Genomic DNA, 14,256 nt, shown 5'->3' with positions numbered 1-14,256 from the left:
CCAATCGGCGAGTGCCGGCCAGAGCAATTCGCTCCCGCCGGCACCGTTGCCCGGAGATAGAACCCAATGTCACCCCGGCTGCAATTCCAGGGCATTTCCAAGCTGTTTCCGGCCGTGCGGGCGCTTGACGGCGTGTCGTTCTCGGTAGGTGCCGGTGAAATCCACGGCCTGCTCGGCGAAAATGGCGCCGGCAAGTCGACGCTGCTGCGCATCCTGTCTGGCGTCCACACGCCGACAGCGGGAAGCGTCCTCATCGACGGCAAGCCGGTTACACTCGCCAACCCGGTCGCCGCACGCGCTGCGGGCATCGCCATGATCCATCAGGAATTGCAGCAGGTACCACGCCTTAGCGTCGCCCAGAACATGTTCCTAGGCCATCCGCTGACGCGCGGCGCCATCTTCGTCGCCCGGCGCGAACAGGAGCGCCGTGCTGCGGAGGCTCTTGCGGCCATCGATCCCTCCATCGATCCGGCTGCACCCCTCGGTACCCTGAAGGTGGCGCAGCGGCAGATTGTCGAGATCGCCCGCGCGCTGCTCGATCGCGCCCGCATCGTCGCCATGGACGAGCCGACATCGAGCCTGACGCCGAGCGAATTCGAACGGCTGGCGCAAGTCATCACCGGCCTCGCCCGCGACGGCGTCGCCGTCGTCTATGTCTCGCACAAGCTGGACGAGGTGTTCGGCATCTGCCGGCGCGCCACCATCATGCGCGATGGCGTCGTCGTCGATTCCGTCGATCTGAACGACCTGTCGGAGAAAGCGGTCGTGGCGATGATGGTCGGCCGCGAACTGGCGCAGGAGCAGCATAATTCCCATGCCACGAACAAGGTCATGCTGAGCGCGCGTGGCCTCTCCTCGGCGACGAAGGTGCGCAACGTGTCGTTCGATCTGCATCGCGGCGAGGTGCTGGGCATTGCCGGCCTGGTCGGTTCCGGCCGCACTGAACTGCTGCGGCTCTTGGCCGGCGCCGATCGCGCCACGGCCGGGACGATTGCAATCGACGGCAAGGCGGCACGGTTCTTCAGCCCGCGTGACGCGATTGCCGCCGGCGTCGGACTGGTGCCGGAGGAGCGCAAACGCGAAGGCATCGTGCCGCTGCGCTCGATCACCAGCAATATGGCGCTGGCCTCGATGGCCGTGTTCGCGCCGCGCGGCCTCATCGATCACGCCAGGTTGAAGCAGGTGGCGGCCGAGAAGATGAGCCGCGTCAATCTGCGCCCATTCCTGCTCGACCGGCCGATCCGCCTGTTCAGCGGCGGCAACCAGCAGAAGGCGATCATCGGCCGCTGGCTGGCGGCGGGAACACGCATCCTCTTGTTCGACGAGCCGACGCGCGGCATCGATGTCGGCGCCAAGGCGGAGATCTATCATCTGATCGAGGAACTCTCCGCCGAGGGCCATGCGGTGGTCGTCGTCTCCTCCGAACTGCCCGAGGTGATCCGGCTTGCCGACCGCGTGTTGGTCATGCGCGACGGCACCATCGCCGCCGAACTCGATAGGGCAAATCTCTCAGAACAGGCGATCGCGGCGCACGCCATCCCGCAAACGCAAACGCCGGCCGCACAGCCGGCAAGGCAGTAGGTGACGGATATGTCGGATGCCACTCTGGTGCGGCCCCAGGCCGAATTCCTGCGCGGTGTTTCCATGCGCGACGCCGGCACGCTGATCGGGCTTGTCGTGATCCTGGCCGTGTTCGGCGCGCTGGTGCCCGGCTTCTTCGCCGAGCGCAACCTGATCAACATCCTGCAGCAGTCGAGCATCAATGCCTGTCTGGCGCTGGGCATGACGCTGGTCATCATCTCCGGCGGCATCGACCTGTCGGTCGGGCCGACGGCGGCACTCTCGGCCGTCATCTCGGCCTCTATGATGGTCGCCGGCGTGCCGTTTCCGCTGGCCATCGCCGCCGGCTTCGCCATTGGTCTTGCCTGCGGCCTCGTCAACGGCGTGCTCGTCGCCCATGTTGGGCTGCAGCCCTTCATCGTCACGTTGGGAACGCTCAGCACCTATCGGGCACTGGCGCTGATCTACACCGGCGGCAATCCGGTCCTCGGCCTGCCCCCAGGCTTTCGCGCCGTCTTCAACGGTTCGCTGTTCGGACTGCCTCTGGCGGTCGTCATCGTCGCCTGCGTGGCTGTCGTCGCCTGGGTCGTTCTGAAGAAGACGCCCTTCGGCGAATATCTGCTCGCCGTCGGCGGCAACGAGGAGGCGGCCTACATCGCCGGCGTGCCGATTGCCCGCACCAAGATCGCCGCCTACATGATCTCAGGCCTGCTGGCGGCGCTTGCCGCGCAGATCCTGATCGGCCGGTTGGGCGCCGCCGAACCCATCCTCGGCAATCTCTGGGAGCTCGACGCCATCGCGGCTGCCGCCATCGGCGGCGCCTCGCTGATGGGCGGCAAGGGCAGCGTCGTCGGCACCATCCTGGGCGCCGTCATCCTCGGCGCCATGCGCAACGGTTTGACGCTGATGAACGTCCAGTCCTTCTATCAGCTTCTGGCAACTGGTCTTATAATCCTCGCCGCGATGCTTATCGATCGCGTGACGAGGGGGCGTGGATGACCTTGAGCGGGCTGGACCTGAAAGCGGTAGGACCGCGCATCCGCATGATGATGCCGCATCTCACTCCGCTGGAGGCGAAGGTGGTGGAAACCGTCTTCGGCCGGCGCGGCTTCGACGAGAGCATTCCGCTGAAGCAGATCGCCGAGGAATCCGGCGTGTCCGAGGCGATGGTGGTCAAGATCGCCAAGAAGCTCGGCTTTTCCGGCTATCGCGACTTCCGCACCGCCGTCTATGAATACAGTCGCCTGCCGACCGCCGAGATGCACCAGGAACTGTCATCCGACGACAGTTCGGCCGAGATCGTACAAAAAGTGTTCCGCACCTCCATCCAGGCGCTGGAGGAGACGCTGGCGATCCTCGACATCGAGGATTTCGACCGCGCCGCCGAGCTGCTCTTCCGTGCCAAGAACCGGGATTTCTATGGCGTCGGCGGCTCGGCGCAGATCGCGCGCGACGTTTCGCACAAATTCCTGCGCATCGGCATCCGCGCATCCGTCTACGACGATTCGCACATGATGCTGATGTCGGCCTCGCTGCTCGGCGGCGACGACATCGCCGTCGGCTTCTCGCATTCGGGCAACACGTCGGCCGTCATCGACGCCATCCAGTTGGCCCGCAAGAACGGTGCCCGCACGCTGGCCATCACCAATTACGACAACTCGCCCCTGGCCGCCGTCGCCGATATCGTTCTGTGCTCGACCGCGCAGGGTTCGCCGCTGATGGGCGAGAACGCAGCGGCCCGCATTGCCCAGCTCAACATTCTCGACGCGTTGTTCGTCGCGGTGGCGCAGCGCGACTATCAGGCGGCGGAGCGCAATCTCGGCCGCACCATGTCGGCGGTGACATCGAAACGAAAAGACCGGGGCTCATGACGACAACGCCGCTGGTGACCGTGTTCGGCAGCCTGCATTACGACATTATGGTCGACGCGCCCGACCGCCCGCGCAAGGGCGAGACGGTGACCGGCCATGCCTGGCACCCCAAATGCGGTGGCAAGGGCGGCAACCAGGCCGTCTCGGCGGCGCGGGCCGGTGTGTATGCGGCGATGATCGGCGCCGTCGGCGACGATGATTTCGGGCGGGCGTTGCTGGCCAATCTCGATCGCGCCAAGGTCGACCGCCGCTTCGTGCGGGTGGCCGCTGGCGCCGGCTCCGGCATGAGCGTGGCGATCTTCGACCAAGGCGGCGACTATGGCGCGGTGATCGTCTCAGGCAGCAATCTGACACTGGGCCATGCCGACAGCGCCTCTGCTTCCGATGTGGTGGGACAGACGGCGGTGCTCCTGCTGCAGAACGAAGTGCCGGAAGCCGCCAACATTGCCGCCGCACGCGCAGTCAAGGCACGGGGCGGCCGCGTCGTGCTCAACGCGGCCCCCGCGCGCAAACTCTCCGAGGCGTTGATCGCCCTGGTCGACATATTGGTGGTCAACGCGATCGAGGCGGAATTCCTGGCTGGCACAGCAGTGGTCGAGACACTCGACGGGGCCGCGCAAGCCGCACGGCTATTGGCCGATCTCTATCCGATGGCAATCGTCACGGCGGGCGGCGAGGGCGTCGCCTGTTGCGGTCGGAGCGGCGAGGCCTTTGCGCTGTCCGCCATCCCGGTCAAGGTCGCCAGCACGCATGGCGCCGGCGATGAATTCGTTGGCGCGCTGGCCGCGGGACTTGCCCGTGGGCAGACCATGCGGGCGGCCATCACCGCCGCCAACGCGGCTTCGGCCTTGCTGGTCTCGACGCCAGAGGCCGAGCGCGACGGCATCTGACCGGCTGGTTTCCGTCTTGCCAGACCGCAGCAGCGGCCGCCTATCCTTGCGGCCTCGCGCGAATTCCGCTAAGGCGCGCCTTTGTCGCCGGGGAACACGGACTTGGACGATCAACGCGCCGACGTCGCCATCATCATGGGCAGCCAGTCCGACTGGGCGACGATGCGCCATGCCGCCGAAACGCTGGAAGCACTTGGCATCCCGCACAAGCGGCTGATCATCTCAGCGCATCGTACACCGGACCGGCTCTATGATTTCGCCAAGGGCGCCAAGGCGGCCGGTTACCAGGTTATCATCGCCGGCGCCGGCGGTGCAGCACACCTGCCCGGCATGACGGCGGCGATGACGCCATTGCCGGTGTTCGGCGTGCCGGTGGAATCGAAAGCGCTTTCCGGGCAGGATTCGCTGCTGTCCATCGTCCAGATGCCAGCCGGCATTCCCGTTGGAACGCTGGCCATAGGCAAGGCTGGAGCCGCCAACGCAGCCCTTTTGGCCGCCGCCGTGCTGGCCCTGAACGATGACAGCCTTGCCGTCCGTCTGGATGCCTGGCGCGCCGCGCAGACTGCCAAGGTCGCGGCTGAACCGACGGATACGCCGTGAGCCTGCCCGCCGGATCGACCATCGGTATCATTGGCGGCGGCCAGCTCGGCCGCATGCTGGCTGTTGCTGCCGCCCGTCTCGGCTACCGCACCGTGGTGCTGGAGCCGCAAGCGGATTGCCCGGCCGCACAGGTCGCCAACCGGCAGATAACAGCCGCCTATGGCGACCCGGCCGCCCTTGCCGAACTGGCAGCGTCGAGTTCCGTCATCACCTACGAGTTCGAGAACGTCCCGGTCGCGGCGGCCAGCGCGCTGGCGGCCAAGGTTCCGGTCTATCCGCCGGCGCGTGCGCTGGAAGTGGCGCAGGACCGGGTGGACGAAAAAACATTCCTCAACGGCATCGGCATTGCCACCGCCGATTTCCACGCCGTCGACAATGATGACGAGCTGGCGGCGGCGCTGAAAGCATCCGACGGCAGCGGCATCCTGAAGACCCGGCGCATGGGATATGACGGCAAGGGCCAGCGCGTCTTCCGCAACATGGAAGCCGGCGGTTTTGCCGGCACATGCGAGGCGATGGGCAATGTGCCGCTGATTCTGGAGTCCTTCGTGCCGTTCGAGTGCGAGATATCGGTGATCGCGGCGCGTGGGCTGGACGGTGCGGTTGTCGCCTACGATCCAGCCGAGAATATCCATCGCAACGGCATTCTCCACACATCGACCTTGCCGGCCGCCATTATGCCGGAGACGGCGCAAGCAGCCCGAACGGCCGCATCGAAGATCCTTGCGGCGCTCGACTATGTCGGTGTCATCGGCGTCGAGTTCTTCGTGCTGGCCGATGGCTCGCTGCTGGCCAACGAGATCGCGCCGCGCGTGCACAATTCCGGCCATTGGACGGAAGCCGCCTGTGTCGTTTCGCAATTCGAGCAGCATATCCGCGCCATCGCCGGCCTGCCGCTCGGCGGCCCGGACCGCCATTCCGACTGCGTGATGGAAAACCTGATCGGCGACGATGTGCTGCGCGTCCCGGAGCTTCTCGCCGAGCCCGATCTGATGCTGCATCTCTACGGCAAGGCCGAAGCGCGGCCCGGCCGCAAGATGGGTCATTTCACTCGGATCAGACGTCGCGCCTAATAAGGTTGCCTACTGCGCGTCGTCGCTCTCGTCCTGCCCTGTATTGGCGCAACTCCCATCGCCTTCCTCGCAATTGGCCGCGGCAGCAAGCTGCTTGACGCGGTCATTGGTCAATCTGGTCAGGCATTGCGAAACTTCCATCGAATGGATCGATCCGCCTTCGCTGGCGGCGGTGGAATGCGCGCACTCGGCATCGCGAAAAGTGATCCAGGCGCGTTGCGCCACCTGCAGCAATCTCTTGCCGTTGGCATCGTCCGAGCTGATGAGGTTCTGATAGGCCGTGTTGAGCCTGGCGTCGGCCGCCTGGTAGTCCTCGCCGGCACAGATGTTCATCATTTGCTGGCTGTCGTCGCTGCGGTCGCATTCCTGCGCGCGCGCAACCGAAGCTGCCGCCAGCAGGACAAGGCAGGCGGCCAGGAACATCCGGCGCATAGTCGTCTCCAAATCATTTCACGGCGAACCGCATCATCCCAGCCGGCCCAGGGCCGCGCAATGCCGCAAGGCAGACATGGCGGATAATTGATGACAGGGATGATTCACAGCCGCTATGGAGCACGCTTGCGGTTGACAGGGACAAGGCTCCTCGTTTATGAGCCACCCACAGTTCAAAGGCGCGTCTTCTGGCGCGCCTTAAAATTTCGACCCAACCGGGTCCACACCGACAGGCAAGACCATGAAGATCAAGAATTCGCTCAAGGCGCTGAAGGCGCGTCACCGCGACAACCAGCTGGTTCGCCGCAAGGGCCGCATCTACATCATCAACAAGACCGCCCCGCGCTACAAGGCACGTCAGGGCTGAGTTTTCGGGCAGGAGGCTGTCGCCTCCGCCCATTTGATGCTTGTCGCCGTCTGCCGGCCTTTTCACGCCAAATTCAGTTTGACGTTCTCTCGCCCGGGACTAGAGTCCGGCGATGCGGATTCCTTTTGCATTTTTGACATCCCTGCTTGTTTCCGGCGTCATTTATGGCCCGGCATGGGCGGATGGTGCTGTCGCGCCGCCGTCCACTCAGGATGCGCCGCCCGCCGCAACGACGAAACAAGCCCGCCTCGATCAGCTGTTCAGCGACTTGAAACGCGAACGCAACGAAAAGGCGGCTGAGCGCATCGCCGGCAACATCTGGAGCGAGTGGTCGCAATCCGGCAGCGCCTCGATCGACCTGATGATGCAATGGTCGCAAAAAGCCGTCGAGGGCCAGAAGTTCGACGTCGCGCTCGATTTCCTCGACCAGGTGGTGACTTTGCAGCCGACTTATGCCGAAGGCTGGAACCGACGTGCCACCGTCCATTTCATGATGAAGAACTACGGCAAGTCGATGTCCGACATCGACCATACGCTGCAGCTCGAGCCGCGCCATTTCGGTGCGCTGTCCGGCCTGGCGCAGATCATGGCGCTGACCGGCCACAAGCAATCGGCGCTCGAGGCTTGGCAAAAGGTCCTGGCCATCTATCCGATGATGCGCAGCGCCCAGGACCAGGTCGGCACGATTTCGGAGGAACTTGCCGGTGAAGGCATTTGATTGCTCTAGGGGAGTAAGGGAATAGGGCAGTAAGACCGTAGGGGCAGATTGCACCCGCGGAACACACCCCTACCCCCCTACCCCCCTACCCCCCTACCCCCCTACCCCCCTACTCCCCTACTCCCCTACTCCCCTACTCCCCTACAACTTATCCTCCTCCACCTCCGTATCTCCCCCCATGAACCTGATCTACGCCGCCCTTGCCTTCCTGATGGCGCTTGTCTTCGGCTTTGTCGGCATCACCCGCGTCGGCTCATGGCTGATCGAGCACCGCGATCCGCCGTTCGGCGAATTCGCCGACATCGACGGCGCCCGCATCCACTATGTCCATGTTCCGGCACCCGCCAACGCCGAGCTGCCGCCGATCGTCTTCATCCACGGCGCCAGCGCCAATCTCAGGGACCAGATGATGCCGCTGCGTCCCTTGCTCGAAGGCCGCGCCGAAATGCTGTTCTTCGACCGGCCAGGCCATGGCTGGTCGGGTCGCGGCACCAACAACGAGAACCCGTCGGCGCAGGCCAACACCATTGCCGCACTGATGGACCATCTCGGCATCAGGAAGGCTGTCATCGTCGGCCATTCCTTCGGCGGCGTGGTGACATCGGCCTTTGGCCGCGAGCATCCAGACAAGACACTTGGACTGGTCTTCCTCGCACCGGCGACCCATCCATGGCCGGGCGGCGCAACCGCCTGGTACTACGATCTGACCACCATTCCCGTGCTCGGCTGGCTGTTTTCCGAAACGCTGACCTATCCGGCCGGTACACTGCAGATGGCCGACGCCACCACCTGCGTTTTCTCGCCCAACAAGGTGCCGGACAATTATCTCGGAATGGCCTCTATCCCGCTGGTGCTGCGACCAAAAGCCTTTCGCGCCAACGCCACCGATGTCGCCGGGCTCTATCGCTATGCCCTCGACGCCGCACCGCGCTACAACGAGATCAAGGCGCCAACCGTGGTCATTTCAGGCGATCGCGACAAGGTGGTCTATGCACATATCCATTCGGTCGGTCTGGCGCGCGACATAGCCGGTGCCGAACTCGTCTGGGTGCACAATCTCGGTCACAAGCCAGACTGGATCGCGCCCGACCTGACCGTCGGCGCCATCGAGAAGGTCGCCGGCAAGAATATAGACCTGCAGGCGATGGCCAGGACCGTGGAGGCGCGCATCGCCGGCGACGCCTACGGCGCCGGCAGATGCGCCGATATCAAGGTACCGCAGGCCGAACTCGCGCCGACCTAAAGCGGGTCGCCCGAACCGTTCAGAGCCGACACGCTTTAGGAATCTAGCGGCTGACTTGTGTGTCCGACCCGATATAGGCGATGCGCAGCATGTTGGTCGAACCCGGTGTCCGCAGCGGTACGCCCGCGGTGATGATGACGCGGTCGCCCGGCTTGCCGAAGCCTTCGTCGAAGGCGATGCGGCAGGCGCGGTTGACCATGTCGTCGAGGTCGACGGCGTCGGGCGAGACAACGCAATGCGTGCCCCACAAAAGCGACAGCCGCCGCGCCGTGTTGAGGATCGGCGACAGCGCGATAACAGGCACTTGCGGCCGCTCGCGGGCGGCGCGCAGGCCCGTGGTGCCTGATGCGGTGTAGGTGATGATCGCCGACAGCTTCAGCGTTTCGGCGATCTCGCGCGCGGCCAGCGAAATGGCGTCGGCGCCGGTCGCTTCCGGCTCGGAGCGCTGGGCGTTGATGATGCCGGCATAGGTCGGATCGGTCTCGACCTTGGTGGCGATACGGTTCATCATTGCCACGGCCTCGACGGGATAGGCACCCGCCGCCGATTCCGCCGACAGCATGATGGCATCGGCGCCTTCGAAGACGGCGATCGAAACATCGGACACCTCGGCGCGGGTCGGCACCGGTGCCGTGATCATCGATTCCAGCATCTGCGTTGCAACCACCACCGGCTTGCCGGCGCGGCGTGCGGCGCGCGTGATCTGCTTCTGGATACCGGGCACCGCCTCGAGCGGCATCTCGACGCCGAGATCGCCGCGGGCGACCATCAGCGCGTCGGACAGTTCGATGATTTCGGCCAGCCGGGCGACAGCCTGCGGCTTCTCGATCTTGGCCATGATCAGCGCCCGGCCGCGTGCGATCTTGCGCGCTTCGGCCAGATCCTCCGGCCGTTGCACGAAGGACAGCGCCACCCAGTCGACGCCTGTGGCCAGCACGGCATCGAGGTCCTTGCGGTCCTTCTCGGTCAACGCGCCGACCGGCAGGTCGGTGTCAGGCAGGCTGACGCCCTTCTTGTCGGAAATCGTGGTGCCGGCGACGACGGTGCAGACGATCGACTTGCCGTCGCTCTTCACCGCCTTCAGCTCGAGCTTGCCATCGTCGATCAGCAGGCGATGGCCGGCTTCGACCGAGCTCAGGATTTCCGGATGCGGCAGATAGACCCTGGTCGAAGTGCCGGGCTCGGGATTGTCGTCGAGCGTGAAGGTCTGGCCTTGCGTCAGCACTTCCTTGCCGTTGGCGAACTTGCCGACGCGCAGCTTTGGCCCTTGCAGATCGGCGAGGATGCCGATCGGCCTGCCAACGGCTTCCTCGACAGCGCGGATGCGTCCGACCAGCGTGCGCATCAGTTCATGGTCGGTATGGCTCATATTGATGCGGAACACATCGGCGCCCGCTTCGAACAGTTTCTTCAGCATCTCCTCCGAGGAGGAGGCAGGACCGATGGTGGCTAGGATCTTGACCTTGCGGCTACGTCTCATTGACTGTTTGTTCCCGGGGTGGCTGGAGCGCCTCCCGTTGTGGACTCATCGGTCAGCTGGACCATCCAGCTTGCCTGTTCGCCCGTGTCATATTCCTGGAATCCGGCGCGCTGAAAGCCCCGGGCGACGCAGTCGGTTACGCCTGCGATCTTGAACTCTTTTTCAGCCACGCACATGTTGATCGGGCCGTCCCAGCGTCCACCGCGTTCGGCGTCTTCTGCATAAAGATAGTAAAACCTTGATGACAGCGGCCCTTCGATCAGCGTCTTGCAACTCGATCCCTCGATGTGCCACCAGCCTTCGGTGATCCAGCCGGCCTTGGCGCGATAGCCAATGCCGACGCCAACCAGGTTCTGCGTGGCGTTGCAGACGCGGAAATCGGCACGCGCCGGCGAAGCCACGACCATGGCCGACAGGCCGATGGCAAGAGTGAGGAGCGGCATGGCAAAGGCAGAGCGCATGCGCTGCCCGCCGGCGGAACTCATCCGAAAACCCCTCAAAAACCACATCAGCATCTCTCTGCGCCCCTTTTCGGAAAAGTCCGGGCGCATGTCAACGCACCGTTTTGTCCAATTCCAATCGATTTAGAAAGGCTCCGGCGCACAATTCGCCGACTTGTGCCAGATTTCCCGGGAAACCTTGGCCAAACAACGGCATTGCGCAAGCGTCGTCTTCGTGGAATGACGATAGCATCCTCCCCGGAAGCCAGCGAACAGACCATTTCCCGCCAATGACCCGATCCACAGTTTTCGCGCCTTTCGACATCATCGAGGGCGACCGCAAGCGAGGCATCGTGCTGTTGGGCGATCATGCCCGTCGCGACCTGCCCGACGACTATGGCAGCCTCGGCCTGCCCTCAGCGGAGTTCGACCGCCACATCGCCTATGACATCGGCGTCGAGGGCGTGACGCGCGAACTGGCTGCCCTGCTCGGCGTGCCAGCGGTGCTCGCCAATTTTTCGCGGCTGCTGATCGATCCCAATCGCGGCGAAGACGACCCGACGCTCATTCGCCAGCTTTATGACGGCACTGTCGTACCTGGGAACTACCCCATCGCTGCCGAGGAGCGCGAGAGGCGGCTCGACGGGTTCTACCGGCCCTATCACGACGCCGTCAGCGCCATGATCGCCTCGGTCGCACAGGCTTCCGCCCAGGCGCCCTTCATCTTCTCGGTGCATTCCTTCACCCCGGCCATGCAAGGAATCCAGCGTCCTTGGCACGTCGGCATCCTGTGGGACCTCGACGACCGCGTGGCGCGGCCGTTGATAGACATGCTGGCGCAGGACAGGAACCTCGTCGTCGGCGACAACGAACCCTATGACGGCGCGCTGCGCGGCGACACCATGTACAAGCACGCCATCGTCAACGGCTTCGCCCATGCGCTGATCGAGATCCGACAGGATTTGATATCGGACCAGAACGGCGCGCTCGCCTGGGCCGAACGGCTGGCGCCGATCGTTGACGCCATCGACCGCCGTCCCGATATACATGTGGTGAAGATGTTCGGCTCGCGCACCGGGCCGCTATGACGGAGGTTTCGATGACCGAACTCAGCGACGAGCAGCAACGCGATTTCGAGGCGGCCGCCTTCCGCCGGCTGGTCGAGCATCTGCGCGAACGCAACGACGTGCAGAACATCGACCTGATGAACCTCGCCGGCTTCTGCCGCAACTGCCTGTCGAACTGGTATCGCGAGGCGGCCAATGCCGAGGGCGTCGATCTCACCAAGGATCAGTCGCGCGAGATCGTCTACGGCATGCCCTATGCGCAATGGCAGGCGCTCAACCAGACCGAGGCCTCCGACGCCAAGAAGGCCGAATTCGAGGCAAGGCGCCCCAAGGACCATTAAGGCCAGCGATCACTCAAGGCTGTGTTTGGCTCAAAAAATGCTTCCCGAAAGAGCCTTGACTGAAAATTGAATCGATCTAATTTGCCGCGCGAAGCCATTTCTTGCGGGATTCGCCTCATGAACGCGTCAACTGCCAAGCTGACTGCCATTCGCGGACGATGGGCGCTCGCGGCCATTTTCCTCGCCAACGGCTTCCTGACGGGCAGCTGGGCGCCGCAGATTCCGGTGTTCCTGACCCGGCTGGAGATTTCGAAGTTCACGCTCGGTCTGCTGATTCTCTTGTTTGGGGTCGGCGCCGTCGTCGCGATGACCTGGTGTGGCCATTTGATCTCCAGACATGGTTCGCGCACCGTACTGCGTTGGTTCGCGCTGTGCGGCAGCCTCGGTCTCATGGTCGTGGCGCTGGCGCCCGACGTACCCTTGGCGGCCGCGGCCATGATCATCTTCGGCGGCTCGATCGGTGGCATGGACGTTGCCATGAATGCCAACGCCGTGGTGGTCGAACGGCGGCTCTCCCGCGCCGTCATGTCGTCTTCGCACGGCTTCTGGAGTCTCGGTGGTTTTGCCGGTGGCGGCCTCGGCGGCTTTGCCATCCAGCATTACGGCCACCTCGTCCACGCGGCGGCAGTAACGGCGTTTGCCTTCGCGGTGATCGCGGTGGCCGTTCGCTATCTCCTCGCCGAAGACAGACCGCAGGCGGCCGAGCACCACAAATTCGCACTGCCGGCAAACCCGCTGGTTTATCTGATCGGGCTGATGGCGTTACTGGCGATGATCTCCGAGGGCGCGGTGCTCGACTGGGCAGCCCTGTATCTGCGCCAGGAGCTCGGCGCCGATCTCGCCGTCGCCGGCCTCGCCTACGCCGGATTTTCAGGCGTCATGGCGGTTACGCGGTTCTTCGGCGACGGCATACGCAATCGCTTCGGCGCGGTGACGACGCTACGCGCGTCGGCCCTCGTAGCCGCGGTCGGCATGCTGGTGGCTGGCCTGGCGCCCTCGCCCTGGCTCGCCATTGCAGCCTTTGCCTTTTGCGGCTTCGGCATCGCCAATATGGTGCCGATCATCTTTTCGGCCGGCGGCAACCAGGAAGGCATGTCTTCCGGCACCGGCATGAGCGTGGTCACAACGATCGGATACTGCGGCATACTGGTGGCGCCGTCGGCGATCGGCTTCGTTGCCGAGCATTCCAGCTTCGGCCCGATCTTCATCACCATGTCGGGACTGCTGATCATCGTGTTGCTGATGGCCGGGCTCGCTCACCGCGCCGAATTCGCGCCAGCACCCGCAGAATAGCGTTTCAGCTCCTCGTGAAGGAAATCCACCACACGGCGGATGCGCACGCTGGTACGCACGTCGCGATGCATCGCCAGCCACACCGGCAGAACTGGCAGCGGCAGGTCAGGCAGCACCTTCTCAATCAAAGGATCCCTGTCGGCCAGCGGCTCCTGGCCAAGACCAATGCCGTTTCCCGCCCGCACCGCTTCCCACAAAACCATCTGGTTGTCGGTCCTGAAGCGGAAGCTGCTCCGGGTGACGGGGATGCCGTGCTGGGTAAAACCCCTGATGATCTCGTCGCCGCGGTCGAAGCCGACCAGATCGTGGCCGACAAGATCGGCAGGCTTCAGCGGACGGCCGCGCCTGTCGAGATAGGATTTGGCCGCGCAGGCGCAGAGCTCGATGTCGCAGACCTTGCGTGCCATCAGCTCGTTCTGCGCCGGCTTGACCATGCGGATGGCGATGTCGGCATCTCGACGCAGCAGGTTCTCAACCTGATTGGAAGCGACGATCTCGACCTCGATGCCGGGCTCCTCGATCCCCAGCCGCATCGTCATCTCAGGCAGGACATAGGCCGCCACGACCTCGCTGGCGGCGATACGCACCGTGCCTTCGATAGCCTCGACCGAACCCAGTGCCAGGAGTGAGAAGGCGCTTGCCTGCTCGCTGACCGCCTTGCCGCGTTCCAACAGCGTGCTGCCGGCCTCCGTCAGTTCGTAGCCGTGCCGTCCTCGACGGAACAGCGTGACGCCCAGCGCCTGTTCCAACTCGCCGATGTGACGGCCAAGCGTCGGCTGGCTGGCCGAAAGCTTTCGCGCGGCAGCCGACAGGCTGCCGGATTCCGCCACGGTGACAAAGCTCTTGATCAGGTTCCAGTCGATTTCTGCCATTCATTTATG

At 64.3% G+C, this 14,256-nt stretch carries 16 protein-coding genes; 12 read left to right on the top strand and 4 right to left on the bottom strand.

The window, feature by feature from the left end:
* The first annotated feature begins 66 nt into the window (after positions 1-66).
* The 6 genes from RPF88_RS27000 to RPF88_RS26975 all read left to right on the top strand — a co-directional run bounded on the left by RPF88_RS27000 (position 67) and on the right by RPF88_RS26975 (position 5,994).
* Positions 67-1,581, top strand: coding sequence for a sugar ABC transporter ATP-binding protein (locus tag RPF88_RS27000; protein WP_337123500.1), 1,515 nt, complete (start codon positions 67-69; stop codon positions 1,579-1,581).
* Between the two features lie 9 nt (positions 1,582-1,590).
* The gene (locus RPF88_RS26995) at positions 1,591-2,559 is read left to right on the top strand and encodes an ABC transporter permease (RefSeq protein WP_013529212.1); all 969 of its coding nucleotides are present in this window, start codon (positions 1,591-1,593) and stop codon (positions 2,557-2,559) included.
* The gene (locus RPF88_RS26990; RefSeq protein ID WP_013529211.1) at positions 2,556-3,431 is read left to right on the top strand and encodes a MurR/RpiR family transcriptional regulator; all 876 of its coding nucleotides are present in this window, start codon (positions 2,556-2,558) and stop codon (positions 3,429-3,431) included. The genes RPF88_RS26995 and RPF88_RS26990 overlap by 4 nt, the downstream gene beginning before the upstream one ends.
* Positions 3,428-4,321, top strand: a complete 894-nt coding sequence (locus RPF88_RS26985; protein WP_275954363.1) for a ribokinase — start codon at positions 3,428-3,430, stop codon at positions 4,319-4,321. The genes RPF88_RS26990 and RPF88_RS26985 overlap by 4 nt, the downstream gene beginning before the upstream one ends.
* 102 nt (positions 4,322-4,423) lie before the next feature.
* Positions 4,424-4,921 carry a 5-(carboxyamino)imidazole ribonucleotide mutase gene (gene purE / locus RPF88_RS26980; protein ID WP_063169171.1) on the top strand — a complete coding sequence of 166 codons (498 nt, stop codon included), beginning with the start codon at positions 4,424-4,426 and terminating at the stop codon, positions 4,919-4,921.
* Positions 4,918-5,994: a 5-(carboxyamino)imidazole ribonucleotide synthase gene (locus RPF88_RS26975; RefSeq protein ID WP_337123499.1), complete on the top strand. Its 1,077-nt coding sequence runs from the start codon at positions 4,918-4,920 to the stop codon at positions 5,992-5,994. The genes purE and RPF88_RS26975 overlap by 4 nt, the downstream gene beginning before the upstream one ends.
* 9 nt (positions 5,995-6,003) lie before the next feature.
* On the opposite strand, the gene RPF88_RS26970 is transcribed toward RPF88_RS26975, so the two are convergent.
* The gene (locus RPF88_RS26970) at positions 6,004-6,426 is read right to left on the bottom strand and encodes a lysozyme inhibitor LprI family protein (protein WP_013529207.1); all 423 of its coding nucleotides are present in this window, start codon (positions 6,424-6,426) and stop codon (positions 6,004-6,006) included.
* Positions 6,427-6,667: 241 nt separating this feature from the next.
* Here RPF88_RS26970 and ykgO point away from each other — a divergent pair, with 241 nt between their 5' ends.
* The 3 genes from ykgO to RPF88_RS26955 all read left to right on the top strand — a co-directional run bounded on the left by ykgO (position 6,668) and on the right by RPF88_RS26955 (position 8,754).
* Positions 6,668-6,793: a type B 50S ribosomal protein L36 gene (gene ykgO, locus RPF88_RS26965; RefSeq protein ID WP_006203764.1), complete on the top strand. Its 126-nt coding sequence runs from the start codon at positions 6,668-6,670 to the stop codon at positions 6,791-6,793.
* Positions 6,794-6,905: 112 nt separating this feature from the next.
* Positions 6,906-7,511 carry a tetratricopeptide repeat protein gene (locus RPF88_RS26960; RefSeq protein WP_024502959.1) on the top strand — a complete coding sequence of 202 codons (606 nt, stop codon included), beginning with the start codon at positions 6,906-6,908 and terminating at the stop codon, positions 7,509-7,511.
* A gap of 178 nt (positions 7,512-7,689) precedes the next feature.
* Positions 7,690-8,754 carry an alpha/beta fold hydrolase gene (locus tag RPF88_RS26955; protein WP_337123498.1) on the top strand — a complete coding sequence of 355 codons (1,065 nt, stop codon included), beginning with the start codon at positions 7,690-7,692 and terminating at the stop codon, positions 8,752-8,754.
* Positions 8,755-8,797: 43 nt separating this feature from the next.
* On the opposite strand, the gene pyk is transcribed toward RPF88_RS26955, so the two are convergent.
* Positions 8,798-10,234, bottom strand: coding sequence for a pyruvate kinase (gene pyk / locus RPF88_RS26950; protein WP_013529204.1), 1,437 nt, complete (start codon positions 10,232-10,234; stop codon positions 8,798-8,800).
* Entirely contained in the window at positions 10,231-10,719 is a 489-nt protein-coding gene (locus RPF88_RS26945; protein WP_013529203.1) for a DUF1036 domain-containing protein, read from the bottom strand. Before RPF88_RS26945 ends, pyk begins: the two co-directional genes overlap by 4 nt.
* Positions 10,720-10,964: 245 nt before the next feature.
* Between RPF88_RS26945 and RPF88_RS26940 the strand changes: the two genes are divergently transcribed.
* From RPF88_RS26940 to RPF88_RS26930, 3 genes are all read left to right on the top strand, one after another.
* A complete protein-coding gene (locus tag RPF88_RS26940) occupies positions 10,965-11,762 on the top strand; it encodes an N-formylglutamate amidohydrolase (RefSeq protein WP_337123497.1) in 798 nt (265 codons plus the stop codon).
* Between the two features lie 11 nt (positions 11,763-11,773).
* Complete coding sequence (locus RPF88_RS26935; RefSeq protein ID WP_013529201.1) at positions 11,774-12,082, top strand: DUF1244 domain-containing protein; 309 nt, start codon at positions 11,774-11,776, stop codon at positions 12,080-12,082.
* A 117-nt stretch (positions 12,083-12,199) separates the two neighbouring features.
* Positions 12,200-13,375, top strand: coding sequence for an MFS transporter (locus RPF88_RS26930; RefSeq protein WP_127371326.1), 1,176 nt, complete (start codon positions 12,200-12,202; stop codon positions 13,373-13,375).
* On the opposite strand, the gene RPF88_RS26925 is transcribed toward RPF88_RS26930, so the two are convergent.
* Positions 13,339-14,247, bottom strand: a complete 909-nt coding sequence (locus RPF88_RS26925; protein ID WP_063169176.1) for a LysR family transcriptional regulator — start codon at positions 14,245-14,247, stop codon at positions 13,339-13,341. The two genes, RPF88_RS26930 and RPF88_RS26925, sit on opposite strands and share 37 nt — an antisense overlap.
* Positions 14,248-14,256: the final 9 nt, after the last annotated feature.

The organism is Mesorhizobium sp. ISC11 (assembly GCF_037162595.1).
In the GTDB taxonomy this organism is placed as follows: Bacteria; Pseudomonadota; Alphaproteobacteria; order Rhizobiales; family Rhizobiaceae; genus Mesorhizobium; species Mesorhizobium ciceri.
Note: the sequence above shows the minus strand (reverse complement) of the source record. Positions and strands in the feature narration are given on the sequence as shown.